Genomic DNA, 17,545 nt, shown 5'->3' on the forward strand with positions numbered 1-17,545 from the left:
ATCGGGCGGCCCTGTTCGCATCCGGAATGCCGGAAACGCGCAGGCGCCCGGAGCCCCTGGGAGCACCGGGCGCCTGCGGGGGTCGTGCGGTCAGGCGCGGCCCGCGGTCTTCTGGGTCCTCCGGGTGACGGAGTCGATGACGACCGTGGCGAGGAGCACGGCTCCCGTGACCATGTACTGGATCGGGGTGGCGATGCCCTCCAGCGACAGGCCGTACTGGATGGAGACGATCACCATGACGCCGAGCAGCGCGTTCCAGGTGCGTCCCCGGCCGCCGAAGAGGCTGGTGCCGCCGATGACGGCCGCCGCGATGACGTTCATCAGGAGGTCGCCGGTGCCGGAGCCCTGGTTGGCCGCCGCGATCTTGGAGGCCCAGAACAGGCCGCCGATCGCCGCGAAGGTCCCCGCGATGGAGAAGACGGAGATCCGGATCGCGGTGACGTTGATGCCGGCGCGCCGGGAGGCCTCGACGCTGCCGCCGAGCGCGAAGATCTTCCGCCCGTAGGCCGTGCGGCGGAGCAGGAAGTCCGTGCCGACCAGGACGATCAGGAAGAGGACCAGCGCGAGCGGCAGGCCGCGGTACTGGTTGAACATGTACGCGGCGGCGAAGCCGAACACGCCGATGACCGCGGTGCGCACGAGGATGTCGGCGAGCGGGCGGGCCGGGATGCCGGCCGCCTCGCGGCGGCGGGTGTCCAGGAAGGCCGCGGCGAAGTAGCCGACGACCGCGATGACGGCGAGCCCGTAGGCGGCGGCGACGTCGGTGAAGTAGTAGGTGGTCAGCTTGCCGACCACCCCGTCGCCGTCCAGGTTGATCGTGCCGGAGTCGCCGAGCAGCTGGAGCATGAAGCCGAGCCAGAACAGCAGGCCGGCCAGGGTGACGGCGAAGGCGGGCGCCCCGACCCGGGCGAAGAAGAAGCCGTGGATCGCGCCCATCACCGCGCCGCTGACGACGGCGACGAGGATCGCCAGCCATTCGTTCATGCCCTGGGTGACGCTGAGCACCGCGACGAGGGCGCCGGAGACGCCGGAGACGGAGCCGACCGAGAGGTCGATCTCGCCGAGCAGCAGGACGAAGATGATGCCCACGGCCATCATGCCGGTGGCGACCATCGTGGTGGCGATGTCGCTGATGTTCTTCGCGGAGAGGAACTCGGAGTTCATGCTCTGGAAGACGATGGCGATGATCGCGAGGCCGACGATCACCGGGATCGAGCCCAGGTCGCCGCCGCTGATCTTGCGCTTGAACTCGGTGACGTAGCCGCCGAGGCCCTGCTCGCGGATGAGCAGGCGGGGGTCGATCGCCGTGGCGGCGCCCTCGGCCGCGTCCGGGTTGCCGACCGGCGGCGCGTCGGCCGGGGTGCCGGCCTTGTCCAGCGAGGTGGCGGACTTGTCGGTGGTCACTTGGAAACCTCCGCGTTGCGCGCCGCACGTCGGGTCACGGCGTTTTCCGTGGCGCCGGTGATGGCGGAGATGATCTCTTCCTGGGAGGTGGTCTTCACATCGAAGACACCGTTGTTCCGGCCCAGCCGGAGCACGGCGACCTTGTCGGCGACGGCCTTCACATCGGCCATGTTGTGGCTGATGAGGATGACCGCGTGGCCGCGCTCGCGCAGTCGCTCGACGAGGTCGAGGACCTGGGCGGTCTGCTCGACGCCGAGGGCGGCGGTCGGCTCGTCGAGGATGACGAGCCGGGGCTCGCCGAGCATCGACCGGGCGATGGCCACGGTCTGGCGCTGGCCGCCGGAGAGCGAGGCGATCGGGATGCGGACGCTCGGGATGCGGATGGAGAGCGTGGACAGCAGCTCGCGGGAGCGGCGCTCCATCTCCACCTCGTCCAGGATGCCGAACCTGCGCAGTTCCCGGCCGAGGTAGAGGTTGCCGACGACATCGATGTTGTCGCACAGCGCGAGGTCTTGGTAGACGGTCGCGACGCCGAGGTTCTGGGCGTCGTGCGGCTTGTCGATCCGCACGGCCCTGCCCTCCCACTCGATGACGCCGTCATCGATGGGGTGCACTCCGGCGATCGTCTTGACCAGCGTGGATTTACCGGCGCCGTTGTCGCCCACCAGGGCGACCACCTCACCGGCGTGGACCTCAAGCTCTACATCGGTGAGTACCTGGACGGCACCGAAGCGCTTGGAGACCCCTCGCAACGCCAACACGGGCGTAGCGGACACATGAACCATCTCCTTCGCCGCCTGACCGGCGGGGATGCCGCGCCCGGGGGAAGGCGCGGCGGTGTCGAGCACAGAGACAAAAGCGGGGTGAAGCGTTCCGTCCGACGCCCCGCCCGGTAGCGGGACGGTTGGTGTGCGGGGCGCCGGACAGGCTTCGTGGCGCGCGTGCGGGCCGGAGTGCGGCGGGCACATGCGCGGGCGGGGGGCCGCCGACGCCCCCGCGGGATCGCGGCGGGCGTCGTGGCGGGCGGGACCCGGCGGCTCGGGGGCGGCCCGGGTCCCTGGAGGCTACTTGAGACCGATCTTGTCGCAGGCGGCCTTGTACTTGGCCGAGCAGATCTCGTCCAGCGTCCAGATGCCGTCCTTGATGACGGTGTCCTTGATGTTGTCCTTGGTCAGCGAGACGACCGGGACGAGGACCGTCGGGATGCCCTTCTGGCTGGCGTTGTCGACCTTGGAGGTGGCGATGGAGTCGAGCTTCTCGCCCTTGGCGAGGGCGACGGCCATCTCCGCGGCGACGATGCCCTCGGCGGGGTAGGACTTGTAGACGCTCATGAACTGCTCACCGGAGACGATGCGCTGCACGCCCGCCAGTTCGGCGTCCTGGCCGGTGACCGGCGGGAGCGGCGAGAGACCGGCGCCCTTGAGGGCGGTGATGATGCCGCCCGCCATGCCGTCGTTGGCGGAGTAGACGCCGTCGATCTTGTCCTTGCCCAGCGCGGTGATCGCCGCTTCCATGTTGGCGTTGGCGTTCTCCGGCTTCCACTCCTTGGTGTCGTACTCCTTGCCGTACTTCACCTTGCCGTCGAGGACCGACTTGGCGCCCTTCTTGAAGAGGGCGGCGTTCGGGTCGGTGATCGCGCCGTTCATCATCACGATCGTGCCGCCGTCGGCCTTGTCGCCCAGGGCCTCCAACAGGGCGGTGCCCTGCGCGCGGCCGACCTCCTCGTTGTCGAAGGAGGTGTAGGCGTCGATGGGGCCCTCGGCGAGGCGGTCGAAGGCGACGACCGGGATGCCCGCGTCCTTGGCCTTCTTGACGCTGTTCTCGATCGCCTTGGCGTCCACCGCGCCGATGATGAGCGCGTCGACCTTGTTGGTGATCATCGTGTCGATCTGCTGCGACTGGGTGGTCGCGTCCTGCTTGGCGTTGTTGTAGGTGACCTCGGCCTTGCCGCCGGTCAGCTCGCTGATCTTCTTCTCGATGATCGGACGGTCGAACTTCTCGTAACGGGCCGTCTGGTTCTCGGGAAGGAGCAGACCTATCTTCAGGTCGTCGCCCTTCTTCTCCGAGCCCTGTTCGGCCTTGTCACCGGACTCCTTGGCGCTCCCGCAGGCGGCCAGCGAGACCGCCATCGTGGTGGCGGCAACGGCAACGGCGGCACGACGCATACGCGTGTTCATTCTCGAACCTCCCTGACGAGGCCGCGACGTTGCGGCCGAGGTGGCTGGAAGTCAACTCGGCCCCAGCGTCAGCGTCAAGGAGTAAATCCTTAACGAGATGACAACGGTGCCATTCGTTATCTAAGTGAAGGCAGGAGTCGCCGCGGGGGAGGTGCTCTCCAAAAGGGTTGAATCCCCCATCTCGCTGAGCACCAGGGCGAGTGCGCCCAGGACTTCGGCGCGCCCGCCGAGCGCGCCGGGCAGTACCGAGAGCTGCCGGGCGGCGCTGGGGATCGCGTAACGCGACACGGAGTCCCGTATGGGCCCCAGGACCAGCTCCCCGGCCTCCGCCAGCGAGCCGCCGAGCACGACCCGGCTGGGGTTGAGCAGATTGCACAGGTTGGCCACGCCGCTGCCTATGTGGCGGCCCACGTCGCCGATCACCCGGCGGCACCCCGGATCGCCCTCCCGGGCCAGCTGGACCACCCGTTCCATGGTGAGCCCGGGGCCGTGGCTGGGCTGGAGCAGCGGCAGGACGTAGCGGGCGGCCGTGAAGGTCTCCAGGCAGCCGCGGTTGCCGCAGCGGCACACCGGGCCCGACTCGTCGAGCGTGATGTGCCCGATCTCGCCGGCCGTGCCGCCGGGGCCCCGGTAGATGGTCCCGTCGATCACCAGACCGGCGCCGACGCCGCTGGCCACCTTGATGTACGCGAGGTCCTTGACGCCCCGCCCGCTCCCCCAGACCAGCTCGCCCAGCGCCCCGAGATTGGCGTCGTTGTCGACGTACACGGGCACCCCGAGGCGGCCGGAGAGCTCCTCGCTGGGGTTGATGCCCGTCCAGCCCGGCAGGATCGAGGTGGAGCCCAGGGTGCCGGACTCGACGTCGATGGGGCCCGGCACGCCGAGACCGATGCCGATCACCTTGTCCGGGCCGATCCCCGTGGCCGCGATCAGCCGCTTGACCAGCACTTCCGCCCGGTCGAAGCCCTCGGCGGACGAGGCGTCCACGTCCAGCGGCTCGGACTCCTCGGCGAGCACCTGGTGGGCGAGGTTGCCGACGGCGACGCGCAGGTGCGTATGGCCGAAGTCGACGCCGATGACGATGCCGGCGTCGCCGCTGAGGGAGACGCTGCGGGCCCGCCGGCCGCCCGCCGATGTGGGGGTGACCTCGACCGTTCCGCCGTCCTTCAACTCCCGGACGATATTGGAGACGGTGGCCGCGGAGAGGCCGGTGCTCCGGGCGATCTCCGCCTGGGTGAGTGATCCTGCCATCCGTACGGCGCGTACGACCCGCTCCAGATTGGCCCTGTGCAGCGATGTCTGCGACCCGGGAGTCTCCATCGACTCATCCACTCCTGCCCTTGGCGGGCGGTCCTGAAGACCGCCCCGGCCGGGGCCGCAGCGATGAGACCCCGGCTTCCTCCAACATGTGAACCCCAAGCTGACCGTTTGGGGGCACCTCCCGTCAAGACCTGAGCACGCGCACACCCGCAACGGCCCGGTGCCCCGGCGGAGGGAATCCGCCGGGGCACCGGGCCGTACGCGCGTCGCGGGCTACTTCAGGGCGCCCGCCGTCAGGCCGGAGACGACCTGGCGCTGGAAGATGATGTACGCCGCCAGCACGGGCAGCATCGCGATCACCAGGCCGGCGAAGAGGCCGGAGTAGTCGCCCTTGTAGCCCTGGCTGGAGGCCAGCTCCACCAGGCCCTGGGCCAGTACCCGCTTCTCCGGGTCGGTGTTCAGCACCGTGGGCAGCATGTACTGGTTCCACTGCCCCAGGAAGTTGAAGATGCCGACGCTGATCAGGCCGGGCTTGGCCATCGGCAGCATGACCTGGAAGAACGTGCGGGTGTGCGAGGCCCCGTCGATGATCGACGCCTCCGCCACCGAGGTCGGCAGCGTACGGAAGAACGAGGTCAGGAAGAACACGGTGAACGGCAGCGAGTACGCGATGTACACGAGGATCAGGCCGTGGATCGTGTTCAGCAGCCCCATGTTGTCCATGACGTAGAACAGCGGGACCAGCGCCAGCATGATCGGGAAGCTCATGCCGCCGACGAACAAGAAGTAGATGAACCGGTTGCCCGGGAACTCGAAGCGGGCGAGCACATAGGCGGCCATGGACCCGAGGACCAGGGTGCCGGTGAGCGACCCGCCCACCACCAGGATGGTGTTCAGGAAGTACTCGCTCATGTGGGCCTGGCTCCAGGCCCGGCCCCAGGCGTCGAAGTTCAGCGAACTGGGAAGCGACCACGGGGTGTTGAAAATGTCCGAGTCGCTCTTGAACGAGGACATCACCGCCCAGAACAGCGGCAGGACGACCATGATCGCCCACAGGATCAGCATCCCGTGCGAGAAGACGTTGAGGACCTGGCCCTCGCTCTTCTTCGCGGGGGCCGACGGGCCCTTGCCCACCGGCCCGGTTCGCTGGGGCGGAACCTTCGCCGTCCCGGCGTCGGAGGAGGGCCCGGGGGGAGGGGTGTCAGTGGTCTTCATCAGAACTCCAGCCGCTCGCGCCGGCCCACCCGCATGACGATGGCGGCGAACGCCAGCGTCACGAGGAGCAGGGCGACACCGATCGTGGTCGCGTAGCCCGCCTGTCCGTCACGGAACGCCGACTGGTACACGTACAGCGGCAGGACGGTGGTCGAGTAGTCGGGCCCGCCGGGACCGACGCTCATGATGTGGACGATCGCGAAGCCCTCGGCCCCGAGCGCCAGGATGCCCATGTAGACCCACCCGGACTGGACCGTGTCCCACAGCAGGGGAAGCGTGATCCGGAAGAAGGTCGTGAAGCGGCTCGCCCCGTCCAGCAGGGCGGCTTCGTAGAAGTCCTTGGGGATGGAGGCCATGCCCGCGGAGAACAGCACCACGAAGAAGCCGGTCGTGCACCAGACGAGGACCGCCATGATGACCCACAGGGCCAGCTGCGGATCGCCCAGCCAGGTCGGCACGTCGTCGAAGCCGACGGCCTTGAGCGTGCCGTTGATCATCCCCTGGGCCGGGTCGAAGGCGAACTGGAACAGGATGGCCACGATCGCGATCGAGAGCACCTGCGGGAAGAAGTACGCGATCTTGTAGAAGCCCGAGCCCCGAACGCCGGCGATGGCGGCGCCCTTGCGGCGCCGCCCGCCCACGTTGAGCATGAAGGCGAAGAAGAGCGCCAGCCCCAGCGTCACCAGCGGCAGCAGAATGGCCAGCAGCACACTGTGCTGCAGCGATTTCCAGAAGATGTCGTCATCGAGCATCTTGGTGTAGTTGTCGAACCCGACCATCTTGAAGTCGGGGCTCAACCCCGTCCAGTCCGTGAACGAGTAGTAGATGGACTGGATGAAGGGCCAGATGACGAAGATGACGTACAACGCCATCGGGACCACCAAGAACCCGACTATGAACCGGTATTTACCGTGTTGCATCGTTACCGACTCCGACCTTCCCGTGCTGCCCGCCGCTGGTGACGCGTGGTCACTGGTGCTTGAAGTGCTTGATGGACTGGTCCTTGGCGGTCGCGTCGGCGAAGGCCTGGATCTTCTTGATGGTCTCGGCCGGCTTGGCGCGGCCGGCCATCATCTCGCCGATCGCGGCGACGCCGATCTGCTCCTTCTGGAGCTTCACGTACCAGTCCTGCAGGCGCGGGTTGACCACGTTGGTGCCGGCCTTCTCCAGTGCGGCGACACCGGACTTCAGGCCGTCGGACAGCTCGATGCCGTCCGTGCCGCCGTTGAAGGCGGAGAGCGACTTGGTGCTGGTGGTGAAGGACTTGGAGGAGGCCTCGCTGAGCATGATGCGCAGCTGCTCCATGCCGCCCTCGGGGTTCTTCGCCTTGCTCGGGACGATGAACGGCTCGCCGCCGGACGCCCAGATGGTGCCGAAGGGCAGCTTGTCCGAGGAGTCGAGGCTGGAGGGAGCGCCCACGGACAGCTTGAAGTCCTTGGGGATGATCGCCGCTTCCTCGTTCTCGACCCAGGAGCCGTTCGGGATGAACAGCGCCTTGCCGCGGGCCCACGCGCCCTGGGAACCGCGGTGGTCCAGGCCGGGGGTGCCCTCCAGGATGTAGTCGTTGGCGACGAGCTCGTAGTACGCCTCGAAGGCCGCCTTGACCGCGGGGTGCTCCCAGGCCTTCGGCTCCAGGTTGTCGATCGCGTCGAGGACCTCGACGCCGCCGATCTTGCCGATGAAGGGGTACAGCGAGAAGGGGATGTAGTAGGGGTGCTTGCCGGGGTAGGTCCAGCCGGCGATGCCCTGCTTCTTCGCCTTCTTGCAGAGCGCGAGCATCTCGTCCCAGGTCTCCGGGTACGCGGAGTCGAGCTTCTCCAGCGCGGTCTGCGAGTACCAGACGCCGTAGACCGTGTACGCGTAGTACATGATCCAGACCGGGTCGCCGTCGAACTGGCCCATCTCGATGATGCCCGGCCGCAGGGTGTCGCGGACCTTCTTGGCGGGGTCGTCGATGGAGGGGGCGTCGAGCAGCGGGGTCAGGTCGGTGAGCTGCTTCTTGCCGACCAGGACGCCCATGTCCATCTGCTGGGCACCGGAGTTGTCGATCAGGTCCGGCGGGGTACCACCGTTGAACCGCGGCTGAAGAACCGACTGGATCTTCTGCGTCGCGGAGAACTTGACCTTCGCGTCGGGATAGGTCTTCTCGTAGACGGCCTTGGCGTCCTCGGCGTACTTCGTGCCGAAGCCACCGTCGAAGATGACGATCTCCAGCGGTGCGCTGCCGTTGACGGCCAGCGGGTTCTTCTCGGTCTTTTCGCCCTTTTCGACCTTGTCGTCGCTGCTGCTGTCGCCGCTCGCGCAGGCGGACAGGAAGCTCATCGTCGGAACAGCGATCAGGCCGAGTGCGGCAGAACGCTTGATCAGATCGCGACGGCCAAGGCCCTCATTGTTGTGGGCGGAGGTGGATCCCATGCTCAAGTCCTCGCCTTCTCCAGGACTCAGGCGGTGTACCGGTCACCCGTCGAAAATTCGCCTCAGGCGAAGGGCCCCGCCACCGCGGTCAGTTGCGCTTGGGTTGTGCGGATATGCAGATGTACCGGACGGGCCGGTGCAGTGGGGATGCCGGAAGACCGTACAGCGAGGACACCTCCGGCGTCCTCGCGACCGTCCCTGTTTCCCCCGCGCGCACGTCCGCGCGAAAGCGGCCGTGCAGGTGCCGACAGGTATAGTCCACTTGTCGCCAACTGAGCAAGATCGAACGCAGGTTTGGGCGGCAGTCTTTCCCGAGTTGAGACCTCACGGACACCTCGGCACCCCGCGCCCTCTTCCCGCGGCGGCTATTTCCGCATTCCGGTCGATTCGCCGCGGGGCCTCTCGGCAACACCCTTGACACGTCCCGCCACTTGGATCCCTACTGGACCTTGCATCCCACCATGACAACGTTGTCCATGCATTTTCCCGGGGAGGAACGGCTCGGCATGCAGCCACCACGCGGCATCGATCACGGATCAGACAAGGCCCCTCACGCGGTCCCCCGCCCGGCTCACCGCCGGAGACGGACCCCCACAGCAGCCGCCCTGGCGGCCTCCCTCGCCCTGGTGGTGATCGCCCCCGCGGTCGCCACCGCCCAGCCCTCCTCGCCGGACCGGAAGCCGTCCGGCGACCGCACCTTCAGCACCTCGTTCGAGGCGGACGAGAGGCAGCCGGACTGGCGCGGCACCGTCGAGGAGGGCCCCGACGGCGAGAAGCGCTCCTCGGGCGTCGACGGGGGCTTCTCGTCCGGCATACCGGGCAATGTCACCGACCGGGTGACGGAGCTTCGCGCGAGCGCCGAGAACACCGCCGGCGGGGAGGTCAAGGAGAACCTCGTCGACGTCGAGCCGGGCTCCAAGTGGCTGACGTTCAAGCCCACCGGCTGGGTCGAGTTCGATCTGGACGAACCCGTCAAGGTCGTGACGTACGCCCTCACCTCGGCCAACGACCACGCCGAGCGCGACCCGGAGGACTGGACGCTCAAGGGCTCGGCGGACGGCGAGGAGTGGACCGACCTCGACACCCGCACCGGCGAGAGATTCGCCAAGCGGCACGAGACGAGGACGTACGACTTCGCGGGCGACACCGCCTACCGGCACTTCCGCCTGGAGATCACCGCGAACAACGGCGCGTCGGACGCGCTCCAGCTCGCCGACGTTCAGTTCTCGAACGGTGACACCTCCGCGCCGGTGCCCGAGGAGATGCGCAGCCAGCCCGACCGCGGCCCCTCCGGCTCCCCCACGGCGAAGTCCGGCGCGGGATTCACCGGAAAGAAGGCGTTGCGTTACGCGGGCACCCACACGCCCGAAGGACGCGCCTACTCGTACAACAAGATCTTCGACGTGAACACGGCCGTCACCAAGGACACCGAACTGTCCTACCTGGTCTACCCGCAGATGGGCGAGACGGACCTGAACTACCCCGCCACGCACGTCGCGGTGGACCTGGCCTTCACCGACGGCACGTACCTGAGCGAGCTGAAGGCCACCGACAGCCACGGCGGGCTGCTCACCCCGCAGGGCCAGGCGGACGCCAAGCGCCTCTACGTCAACCAGTGGAACAAGGTCGCCGCCCGCCTCGGCACGGTCGCCGCGGGCAAGACGGTCGACCGGATCCTGGTGGCGTACGACTCCCCGAGGGGGAAGGCGAAGTTCCAGGGCTGGATCGACGACATCACGATCGCCCCGAAGAAGCCCGAGAAGCGCAAGGCGCATCTGTCGGACTACGCGCTGACCACCCGCGGAACCAACTCCAGCGGCGGTTTCTCGCGCGGCAACAACATTCCGGCCACGGCCGTCCCGCACGGCTTCAACTTCTGGACGCCGGTCACCAACGCGGGCACCACCAGCTGGCTGTACGACTACCACCGGGGCAACAACGCGGACAACCTCCCCACGCTCCAGGCCTTCGCCGCCAGCCACGAGCCGAGCCCCTGGATGGGCGACCGGCAGACCTTCCAGCTGATGCCGTCGGCCGCGAGCGGCACCCCGGACGCGTCCCGGACGGCCCGCGCGCTGCCGTTCCGGCACGAGAACGAGACGGCGAAGCCGCACTACTACGGCGTCACGTTCGAGAACGGCCTCAAGGCCGAGATGACGCCGACCGACCACGCGGCCCGGATGCGGTTCACCTACCCGGGCAAGGACGCGAGTCTGGTCTTCGACAACGTCACGAACGACGGCGGCATCACGCTGGATCCGAAGACCGGCTCCTTCTCCGGCTACTCGGACGTGAAGAGCGGACTGTCGACCGGGGCGACCCGGATGTTCGTGTACGGCGTCTTCGACGCGCCGGTCACCGACAGCGGCAGGCTGAAGGGCGGCGGGGGCGACGACGTCACCGGGTTCTTCCGCTTCGACGCGGGCAAGGACCGCACGGTCAACCTGCGGCTGGCCACCTCGCTCATCGGCGTCGACCAGGCGAAGCAGAACCTGGCCATGGAGATCCCGGAGTCCACCTCCTTCGACCGGGTGCAGCGCAAGGCGCGGGGCGCCTGGGACGACATCCTGCGGACGGTCGAGGTCGAGGGCGCCAACGCCGACCAGCTCACGACCCTCTACTCCAGCCTGTACCGGCTCTACCTGTACCCGAACTCCGGCCACGAGAAGGTGAAGGGGAAGACCAAGTACGCCAGCCCCTTCTCCAAGGCGGTCGGTGAGAACACCCCGACGCGGACCGGCGCGAAGATCGTCGACGGCGAGGTGTACGTCAACAACGGCTTCTGGGACACCTACCGCACGACGTGGCCCGCCTACTCCTTCTTCTCCCCGAAGAAGGCCGGCGAGCTGGTGGACGGCTTCGTCCAGCACTACAAGGACGGCGGCTGGACCTCGCGCTGGTCCTCCCCCGGCTACGCGGACCTGATGACCGGCACCAGCTCGGACGTGGCGTTCGCCGACGCGTACGTCAAGGGCGTGAAGTTCGACGCCGAGGCGGCGTACGAGGCGGCGCTCAAGAACGCCACCGTGGCCCCGCCGTCCTCGGGCGTCGGCCGCAAGGGCCTTCAGACCTCGGTCTTCACCGGCTACGCGGACACCGCCACCCACGAGGGCCTGTCCTGGTCGCTGGAGGGTTACGTCAACGACTACGGCATCGCCCGCATGGGCCAGGAGCTGTACAAGAAGACGAAGAAGGCGCGGTACAAGGAAGAGTCCGAGTACTTCATGAACCGGGCCCAGAAGTACGTCAAGCTCTTCGACGACAAGGCCGGGTTCTTCCAGGGCAGGAAGCCGAACGGGGACTGGCGTCTGCCCTCCGGCAGTTACGACCCCCGCGTCTGGGGCTACGACTACACCGAGACCAACGGCTGGGGCTACGCCTTCACCGCCCCGCAGGACAGCCGGGGCCTGGCCAACCTGTACGGCGGCCGCGACGGTCTCGGCAAGAAGCTCGACACGTACTTCTCCACGCCGGAGACGGCGGGCCCGGAGTTCGTCGGCAGCTACGGCGGCGTCATCCACGAGATGACCGAGGCGCGTGACGTGCGGATGGGCCAGTACGGGCACAGCAACCAGGTCGCCCACCACGCCACGTACATGTACAACGCGGCCTCGCAGCCGCACAAGACGCAGGAGAAGGTCCGCGAGGTGCTGGGCCGGCTGTACGTCGGCAGCGAGATCGGGCAGGGCATCCACGGCGACGAGGACAACGGCGAGCAGTCGGCCTGGTTCCTCTTCTCCTCGCTCGGCTTCTACCCGCTGGTGATGGGCAGCGGGGAGTACGCGATCGGCTCGCCGCTCTTCAAGAAGGTGACCGTCCGCATGGACAACGGCCGCAAGCTGACCGTGAAGGCCCCGAAGAACAGCGAGAAGAACATCTACGTGCAGGGCGTGAAGGTCAACGGCAAGAAGTGGACCTCCACGGCGCTGCCGCACGACGTCCTGGCCAAGGGCGGCACGCTGGAGTTCGACATGGGCCCGAAGCCGTCGGCGTGGGGCACGGGCAAGGACGCGGCTCCGGTCTCCGTGCAGAAGGACGACAAGGTCCCGATGCCCAAGGGCGACGCGCTCAAGGGTGACGGCGCGCTGTTCGACGACACCTCGGCCACCTCGGCGACGGTCGACTCGGTGGAGCTGCCGGTGTCCTCGGCGACGAAGGGCGTCCAGTACACGCTGACCTCGGCGGCGGCCGACAAGGCTCCGACGGGCTGGACGCTCCAGGGGTCGGCCGACGGCGAGAAGTGGACGGACCTCGACCGCCGCTCCGGCCAGTCGTTCGCCTGGGACAAGCAGACCCGGGTGTTCTCGGTGGACAAGCCGGGCTCGTACACCGCGTACCGGCTGGTGCTGACGGGTTCGGCGACGCTCGCGGAGGTGGAGCTGCTCTCCTGACCCGTACGCGATGAGCGCGGGCGGCCGGTACCCCGAGGGCGGGGTGCCGGCCGTCGGCGTTCACGTCCGCTGGAGGCTCTCGGTCCCGGCGGCCTTCACTGCGGCTGGAGGCTTTCGGGAACGGCGGTCCACTGCGGCTGGAGGCTTTCGGGATGGCGGTCCACTGCGGCTGGAGACTCTCTGGCGGGGCGAGGCTCAGTGCGGCTGGAGGCTCACCGGCAGGGCGACGTTGAGCGCGGCGACGACCGGCCGGCCGTGTTCGGTGCCGAGTCGGGAGAGGGCGCCGGTGGCGAGCTGGAAGAGCCGCCCCTCGGCCGGGGTCAGACCCAGGTAGCGGGCGGTGAGGACGCGCAGGAAGTGCGAGTGCGCGACGAGCGCGATGTCCGCGCTCCCGATTCCGTCGGCTGCGGACCGGACGCCCGCGAGGACCTGGTCGGCCCGCTCCCCGATCTGGGTGGGGCTCTCGCCGGGGTGCTCGTCGGAGCCGGGGTCGACGCCGTCGGTCCACAGGTTCCAGAAGGGCCGGGTGCGGCGGATCGCCAGGGTGGTGATGCCCTCGTAGCCGCCGTAGTCCCACTCCCGCAGCTCGGGGGTGACCCGGGGATCGGGGAGTCCGGCCAGCTCGGCGGTGCGGCGGGCCCGGACCATCGGGCTGACGAGGGTGAGCCCGATGTTCCGGTCTGCCAGCAGCGGGACGAGCGCGCGGGCCTGGCGTTCCCCGACGTCGGTGAGCGGGAGGTCGGTGTAGCTCGTGTGCTGGCCGGAACGGGACCACTCGGTCTCGCCGTGCCGGATGAGGATCAGCTGGCCCATGGGGTCCGTTCGCTTTCTGTACAGGTGGTGCCGGTGGCGCGGGTGGGGCCCCGTACCGTAAGTCCCTCACCTGATCCATTTCCCGTGGGGGGACCGCATGTCCGAATACTTCCCGCCTCCGCCGCCCGAACAGCCGCAGCCGGAGTACCGGGCTCCGGTGGGTGCGTCGCCGCCTTCGCCGTGGGCGGCCCCCGCGGCGCCGCCGGGCAAGCGGCGTACGGGGCTGATCGTGACGCTCGCCGTGGGCGGCGGGCTGGTCGTGGCGGGGGCGATGGTGGCGCTCGTCTACTCATTGATGGACTCGGTCTCGGACTCCATCGCGCTGTCGCCCGAGCGGTCGGTCGCGCCCTACTCCGACCCGTACGACGAGGACCCGTACGAGGAGCAGCCGTACGACGAGGAGCCGTCTCACGAGGAGCCGGTGGAGCCCGTCGCGCCCGGGTCGGCCGCCGAGGGGGACGTCACGATCACGAAGTGCACGCGTGACTCCCTGATCGGCTGGCCGCACGCGGACCTGAAGATCGAGAACGGGTCCGGGAGTCCGGCGGCGTACATCGTGTCGATCACGTTCGTGAACGCCGACGGTGCTGTGGTGTCCGACGGCATCGCGACCACCGAGGAGGTCGCCCCCGGCGCCTCGGTCAAGGTCAGGGCCCAGGGGTCCGGTGAGGTGGCCGCGGGCACGAAGTGCCGGATCGGCGATGTCGACCGGCACGCGCTGTGACGGCCCGTTAGCCCGACGGTACGCGGAAGGGCCGCACCCCGGGGCTACCCGGGATGCGGCCCTCACCGCTCGGTCCGGCCCGCCTACTTGCGGATCAGGCTGCGGAGCACGTACTGCAGGATGCCGCCGTTGCGGTAGTAGTCCGCCTCGCCGGGGGTGTCGATGCGCACGACGCCGTCGAACTCCACACCGGTGTCGGTGGTGACCTTGACCGTGCGCGGGGTGGTGCCGTTGTTCAGCTCGGTGACGCCGGTGAAGGAGAAGGTCTCCTCGCCGGTGAGGCCGAGGGTCTCGGCGGTCTGGCCCTCGGGGAACTGGAGCGGGAGGACGCCCATGCCGATGAGGTTCGAGCGGTGGATGCGCTCGTAGGACTCGGCGATGACGGCCTTGACGCCGAGGAGCGCGGTGCCCTTGGCGGCCCAGTCGCGGGACGAACCGGAGCCGTACTCCTTGCCTGCGAGGATCGCGAGGGGGGTGCCTGCGGCCTGGTAGTTCTGCGAGGCGTCGTAGATGAACGACACCGGGCCGTCGGCCTGGGTGAAGTCGCGGGTGTAGCCGCCCTCGGTGCCCGGCGCGATCTGGTTGCGCAGGCGGATGTTGGCGAACGTGCCGCGGATCATGACCTCGTGGTTGCCACGGCGCGAGCCGTAGGAGTTGAAGTCACGACGCTCGATGCCGTGCTCCGTGAGGTACTTGCCGGCCGGGGTGTCGGCCTTGATGGCACCGGCCGGGGAGATGTGGTCGGTGGTGACCGAGTCGCCGAGCTTGGCGAGCACCCGGGCGCCGGTGATGTCCTGGACCGGGGTCGTCTCCATGGTCATGCCCTCGAAGTACGGGGGCTTGCGCACGTAGGTGGACTCGGAGTCCCACTCGAAGGTGTTGCCGGTCGGGATCGGCAGCGCCTGCCACTGGGCGTCGCCCGCGAAGACGTCCTGGTAGGACTTGTTGAACATGTCCTCGCCGATGGCGTTCGCCACGACGTCGTTGACCTCGGCCTCGGAGGGCCAGATGTCGGTCAGGTAGACCGGCTTGCCGTCCTGGTCGACGCCGAGGGCGTCCTTGGTGATGTCGACCTTCATCGAACCGGCGATGGCGTACGCGACGACCAGCGGCGGGGACGCCAGGTAGTTCATCTTGACGTCGGGGTTGATCCGGCCCTCGAAGTTGCGGTTGCCGGAGAGCACCGAGGTGACCGCGAGGTCGTTCTCGTTGACCGCCTTGGAGACCTCGTCCGGCAGCGGGCCGGAGTTGCCGATGCAGGTGGTGCAGCCGTAGCCGACGAGGTTGAAGCCGACCTTGTCGAGGTACGGGGTCAGACCCGCCTTGTCGAAGTAGTCGGTGACGACCTTCGAGCCCGGGGCGAGGGTGGTCTTGACCCACGGCTTGCGGGTGAGGCCCTTCTCGACCGCCTTCTTCGCCACGAGCGCGGCGGCGACCATGACGTAGGGGTTCGAGGTGTTGGTGCAGGAGGTGATCGCGGCGACGGTGACGGCGCCGTGGTCGATCTCGTACGTCGAGCCGTCGGGGGCCGTGACGGTGACCGGCTTGGACGGGACGCCGTTCGGCGTGGTGGACGGGGCGTCGGAGGCCGGGAAGGACTCCTTGCTCGCCTCCATCTCGTCAGCGACGTAGTTGCGCACGTCCTGGGCGAACTGCTGAGAGGCGTTCGCCAGGACGATGCGGTCCTGCGGGCGCTTCGGGCCGGCGATGGAGGGGACGACCGTGGCGAGGTCGAGCTCCAGCTTCTCGGAGAAGTCCGGCTCGGCGGCCGGGTCCAGCCAGAGGCCCTGCTCCTTGGCGTACGCCTCGACGAGGGCGACCTGCTGCTCGTCGCGGCCGGTCAGACGGAGGTACTTCAGCGTCTCGTCGTCGATCGGGAAGATCGCGGCGGTGGAGCCGAACTCCGGCGACATGTTGCCGATGGTGGCGCGGTTGGCGAGCGAGGTGGCGGCGACGCCCTCACCGTAGAACTCGACGAACTTGCCGACGACGCCGTGCTTGCGGAGCATCTCGGTGATGGTCAGCACGAGGTCGGTGGCGGTGGTGCCGGCCGGGAGCTCGCCGGTCAGCTTGAAGCCGACGACGCGCGGGATGAGCATGGAGACCGGCTGGCCGAGCATCGCGGCCTCGGCCTCGATGCCGCCGACGCCCCAGCCCAGCACGCCGAGGCCGTTGACCATGGTGGTGTGCGAGTCGGTGCCGACGAGGGTGTCGGGGTACGCCTGACCGTTGCGGACCATGACGGTGCGGGCCAGGTGCTCGATGTTCACCTGGTGGACGATGCCGGTGCCCGGGGGGACGACCTTGAACTCGTCGAAGGCGGTCTGGCCCCAGCGCAGGAACTGGTAGCGCTCCTTGTTGCGGCCGTACTCCAGCTCGACGTTCTGGCCGAAGGCTTCCTTGGTGCCGAACTTGTCGGCGATGACGGAGTGGTCGATGACCAGCTCGGCCGGGGCCAGCGGGTTGATCTTCGCCGGGTCCCCGCCGAGCTCCTTGACGGCCTCACGCATGGTGGCGAGGTCCACGACACACGGCACGCCGGTGAAGTCCTGCATGATCACGCGGGCCGGCGTGAACTGGATCTCCTGGCTGGGCTGCGCCTGGGAGTCCCAGCCGCCGATGGCCCGGATGTGATCGGCGGTGATGTTCGCGCCGTCCTCGGTACGGAGCAGGTTCTCCAGCAGGACCTTCAGGCTGTACGGGAGGCGCGCGGAGCCCTCTACCTTGTCCAGCTTGAAGATCTCGTACGACTCGTCACCCACGCGCAGCGTGCTGCGGGCGTCGAAGCTGTTCGCCGACACGACAGTCTCCTTCTTCAATGTGCGCGTATCTCCGCGCCGCGCCTCATTGGCAGTCGGCGCCGCGTTTTGCCGTCTACTGCCCCGACCATCCGCTAAGGTAAGGGTTAGTTAGGTAACCCTTACTGTGCGGCGGCTGCGGTGCGCCCCGGCAGATATCTCGATGTCGAGATAACTCTAGTACATAGCCGCCGCTCGGTCATGCCCAGGTGCCCCACCGCACCGCCGGACGCGCGGTCGCGCCCCGGTCGCGAGCGGCACCCCGCCGGTTGTCCGGGTGAGGAGGACATCACCTGGGGGCCTGATGAGGGCAGCGGACGCGTCACCCATGGCCGCGGATGCACTGCC

General features: G+C 68.5%; 11 protein-coding genes. 2 read left to right on the plus strand and 9 right to left on the minus strand.

Going from position 1 to position 17,545, the window contains the following annotated elements:
- Positions 1-90: 90 nt before the first annotated feature.
- From ACH4RG_RS28645 to ngcE, 7 genes are all read right to left on the minus strand, one after another.
- Complete coding sequence (locus tag ACH4RG_RS28645) at positions 91-1,404, minus strand: sugar ABC transporter permease (protein ID WP_398540465.1); 1,314 nt, start codon at positions 1,402-1,404, stop codon at positions 91-93.
- Entirely contained in the window at positions 1,401-2,189 is a 789-nt protein-coding gene (locus ACH4RG_RS28650; protein ID WP_397921990.1) for an ATP-binding cassette domain-containing protein, read from the minus strand. The genes ACH4RG_RS28645 and ACH4RG_RS28650 overlap by 4 nt, the downstream gene beginning before the upstream one ends.
- A 279-nt stretch (positions 2,190-2,468) precedes the next feature.
- Positions 2,469-3,581, minus strand: coding sequence for a sugar ABC transporter substrate-binding protein (locus ACH4RG_RS28655; protein WP_026290352.1), 1,113 nt, complete (start codon positions 3,579-3,581; stop codon positions 2,469-2,471).
- 120 nt (positions 3,582-3,701) lie between these two features.
- Positions 3,702-4,901, minus strand: coding sequence for an ROK family protein (locus ACH4RG_RS28660; protein WP_397921986.1), 1,200 nt, complete (start codon positions 4,899-4,901; stop codon positions 3,702-3,704).
- A gap of 213 nt (positions 4,902-5,114) precedes the next feature.
- Complete coding sequence (locus ACH4RG_RS28665; protein ID WP_398540466.1) at positions 5,115-6,056, minus strand: carbohydrate ABC transporter permease; 942 nt, start codon at positions 6,054-6,056, stop codon at positions 5,115-5,117.
- Positions 6,056-6,976 carry a carbohydrate ABC transporter permease gene (locus tag ACH4RG_RS28670; RefSeq protein WP_397921982.1) on the minus strand — a complete coding sequence of 307 codons (921 nt, stop codon included), beginning with the start codon at positions 6,974-6,976 and terminating at the stop codon, positions 6,056-6,058. The genes ACH4RG_RS28665 and ACH4RG_RS28670 overlap by 1 nt, the downstream gene beginning before the upstream one ends.
- A gap of 49 nt (positions 6,977-7,025) precedes the next feature.
- The gene (gene ngcE / locus ACH4RG_RS28675) at positions 7,026-8,471 is read right to left on the minus strand and encodes an N-acetylglucosamine/diacetylchitobiose ABC transporter substrate-binding protein (protein ID WP_397921980.1); all 1,446 of its coding nucleotides are present in this window, start codon (positions 8,469-8,471) and stop codon (positions 7,026-7,028) included.
- Positions 8,472-8,977: 506 nt separating this feature from the next.
- Between ngcE and ACH4RG_RS28680 the strand changes: the two genes are divergently transcribed.
- Positions 8,978-12,862: a GH92 family glycosyl hydrolase gene (locus ACH4RG_RS28680; RefSeq protein ID WP_398540467.1), complete on the plus strand. Its 3,885-nt coding sequence runs from the start codon at positions 8,978-8,980 to the stop codon at positions 12,860-12,862.
- Between the two features lie 195 nt (positions 12,863-13,057).
- Here ACH4RG_RS28680 and ACH4RG_RS28685 read toward each other — a convergent pair whose 3' ends face one another.
- Positions 13,058-13,675 (minus strand): histidine phosphatase family protein, encoded by a 618-nt coding sequence (locus tag ACH4RG_RS28685; protein WP_397921976.1) that lies wholly within the window; start codon positions 13,673-13,675, stop codon positions 13,058-13,060.
- Between the two features lie 97 nt (positions 13,676-13,772).
- Between ACH4RG_RS28685 and ACH4RG_RS28690 the strand changes: the two genes are divergently transcribed.
- Positions 13,773-14,399, plus strand: a complete 627-nt coding sequence (locus ACH4RG_RS28690) for an FxLYD domain-containing protein (RefSeq protein ID WP_398540468.1) — start codon at positions 13,773-13,775, stop codon at positions 14,397-14,399.
- A gap of 83 nt (positions 14,400-14,482) precedes the next feature.
- On the opposite strand, the gene acnA is transcribed toward ACH4RG_RS28690, so the two are convergent.
- On the minus strand, positions 14,483-17,200 hold the full coding sequence (gene acnA / locus ACH4RG_RS28695; RefSeq protein ID WP_397921972.1) for an aconitate hydratase AcnA: 2,718 nt from the start codon (positions 17,198-17,200) through the stop codon (positions 14,483-14,485).
- Positions 17,201-17,545: the final 345 nt, after the last annotated feature.

This window comes from Streptomyces sp. NPDC021019 (assembly GCF_044333295.1).
Lineage (GTDB): Bacteria > Actinomycetota > Actinomycetes > Streptomycetales > Streptomycetaceae > Streptomyces.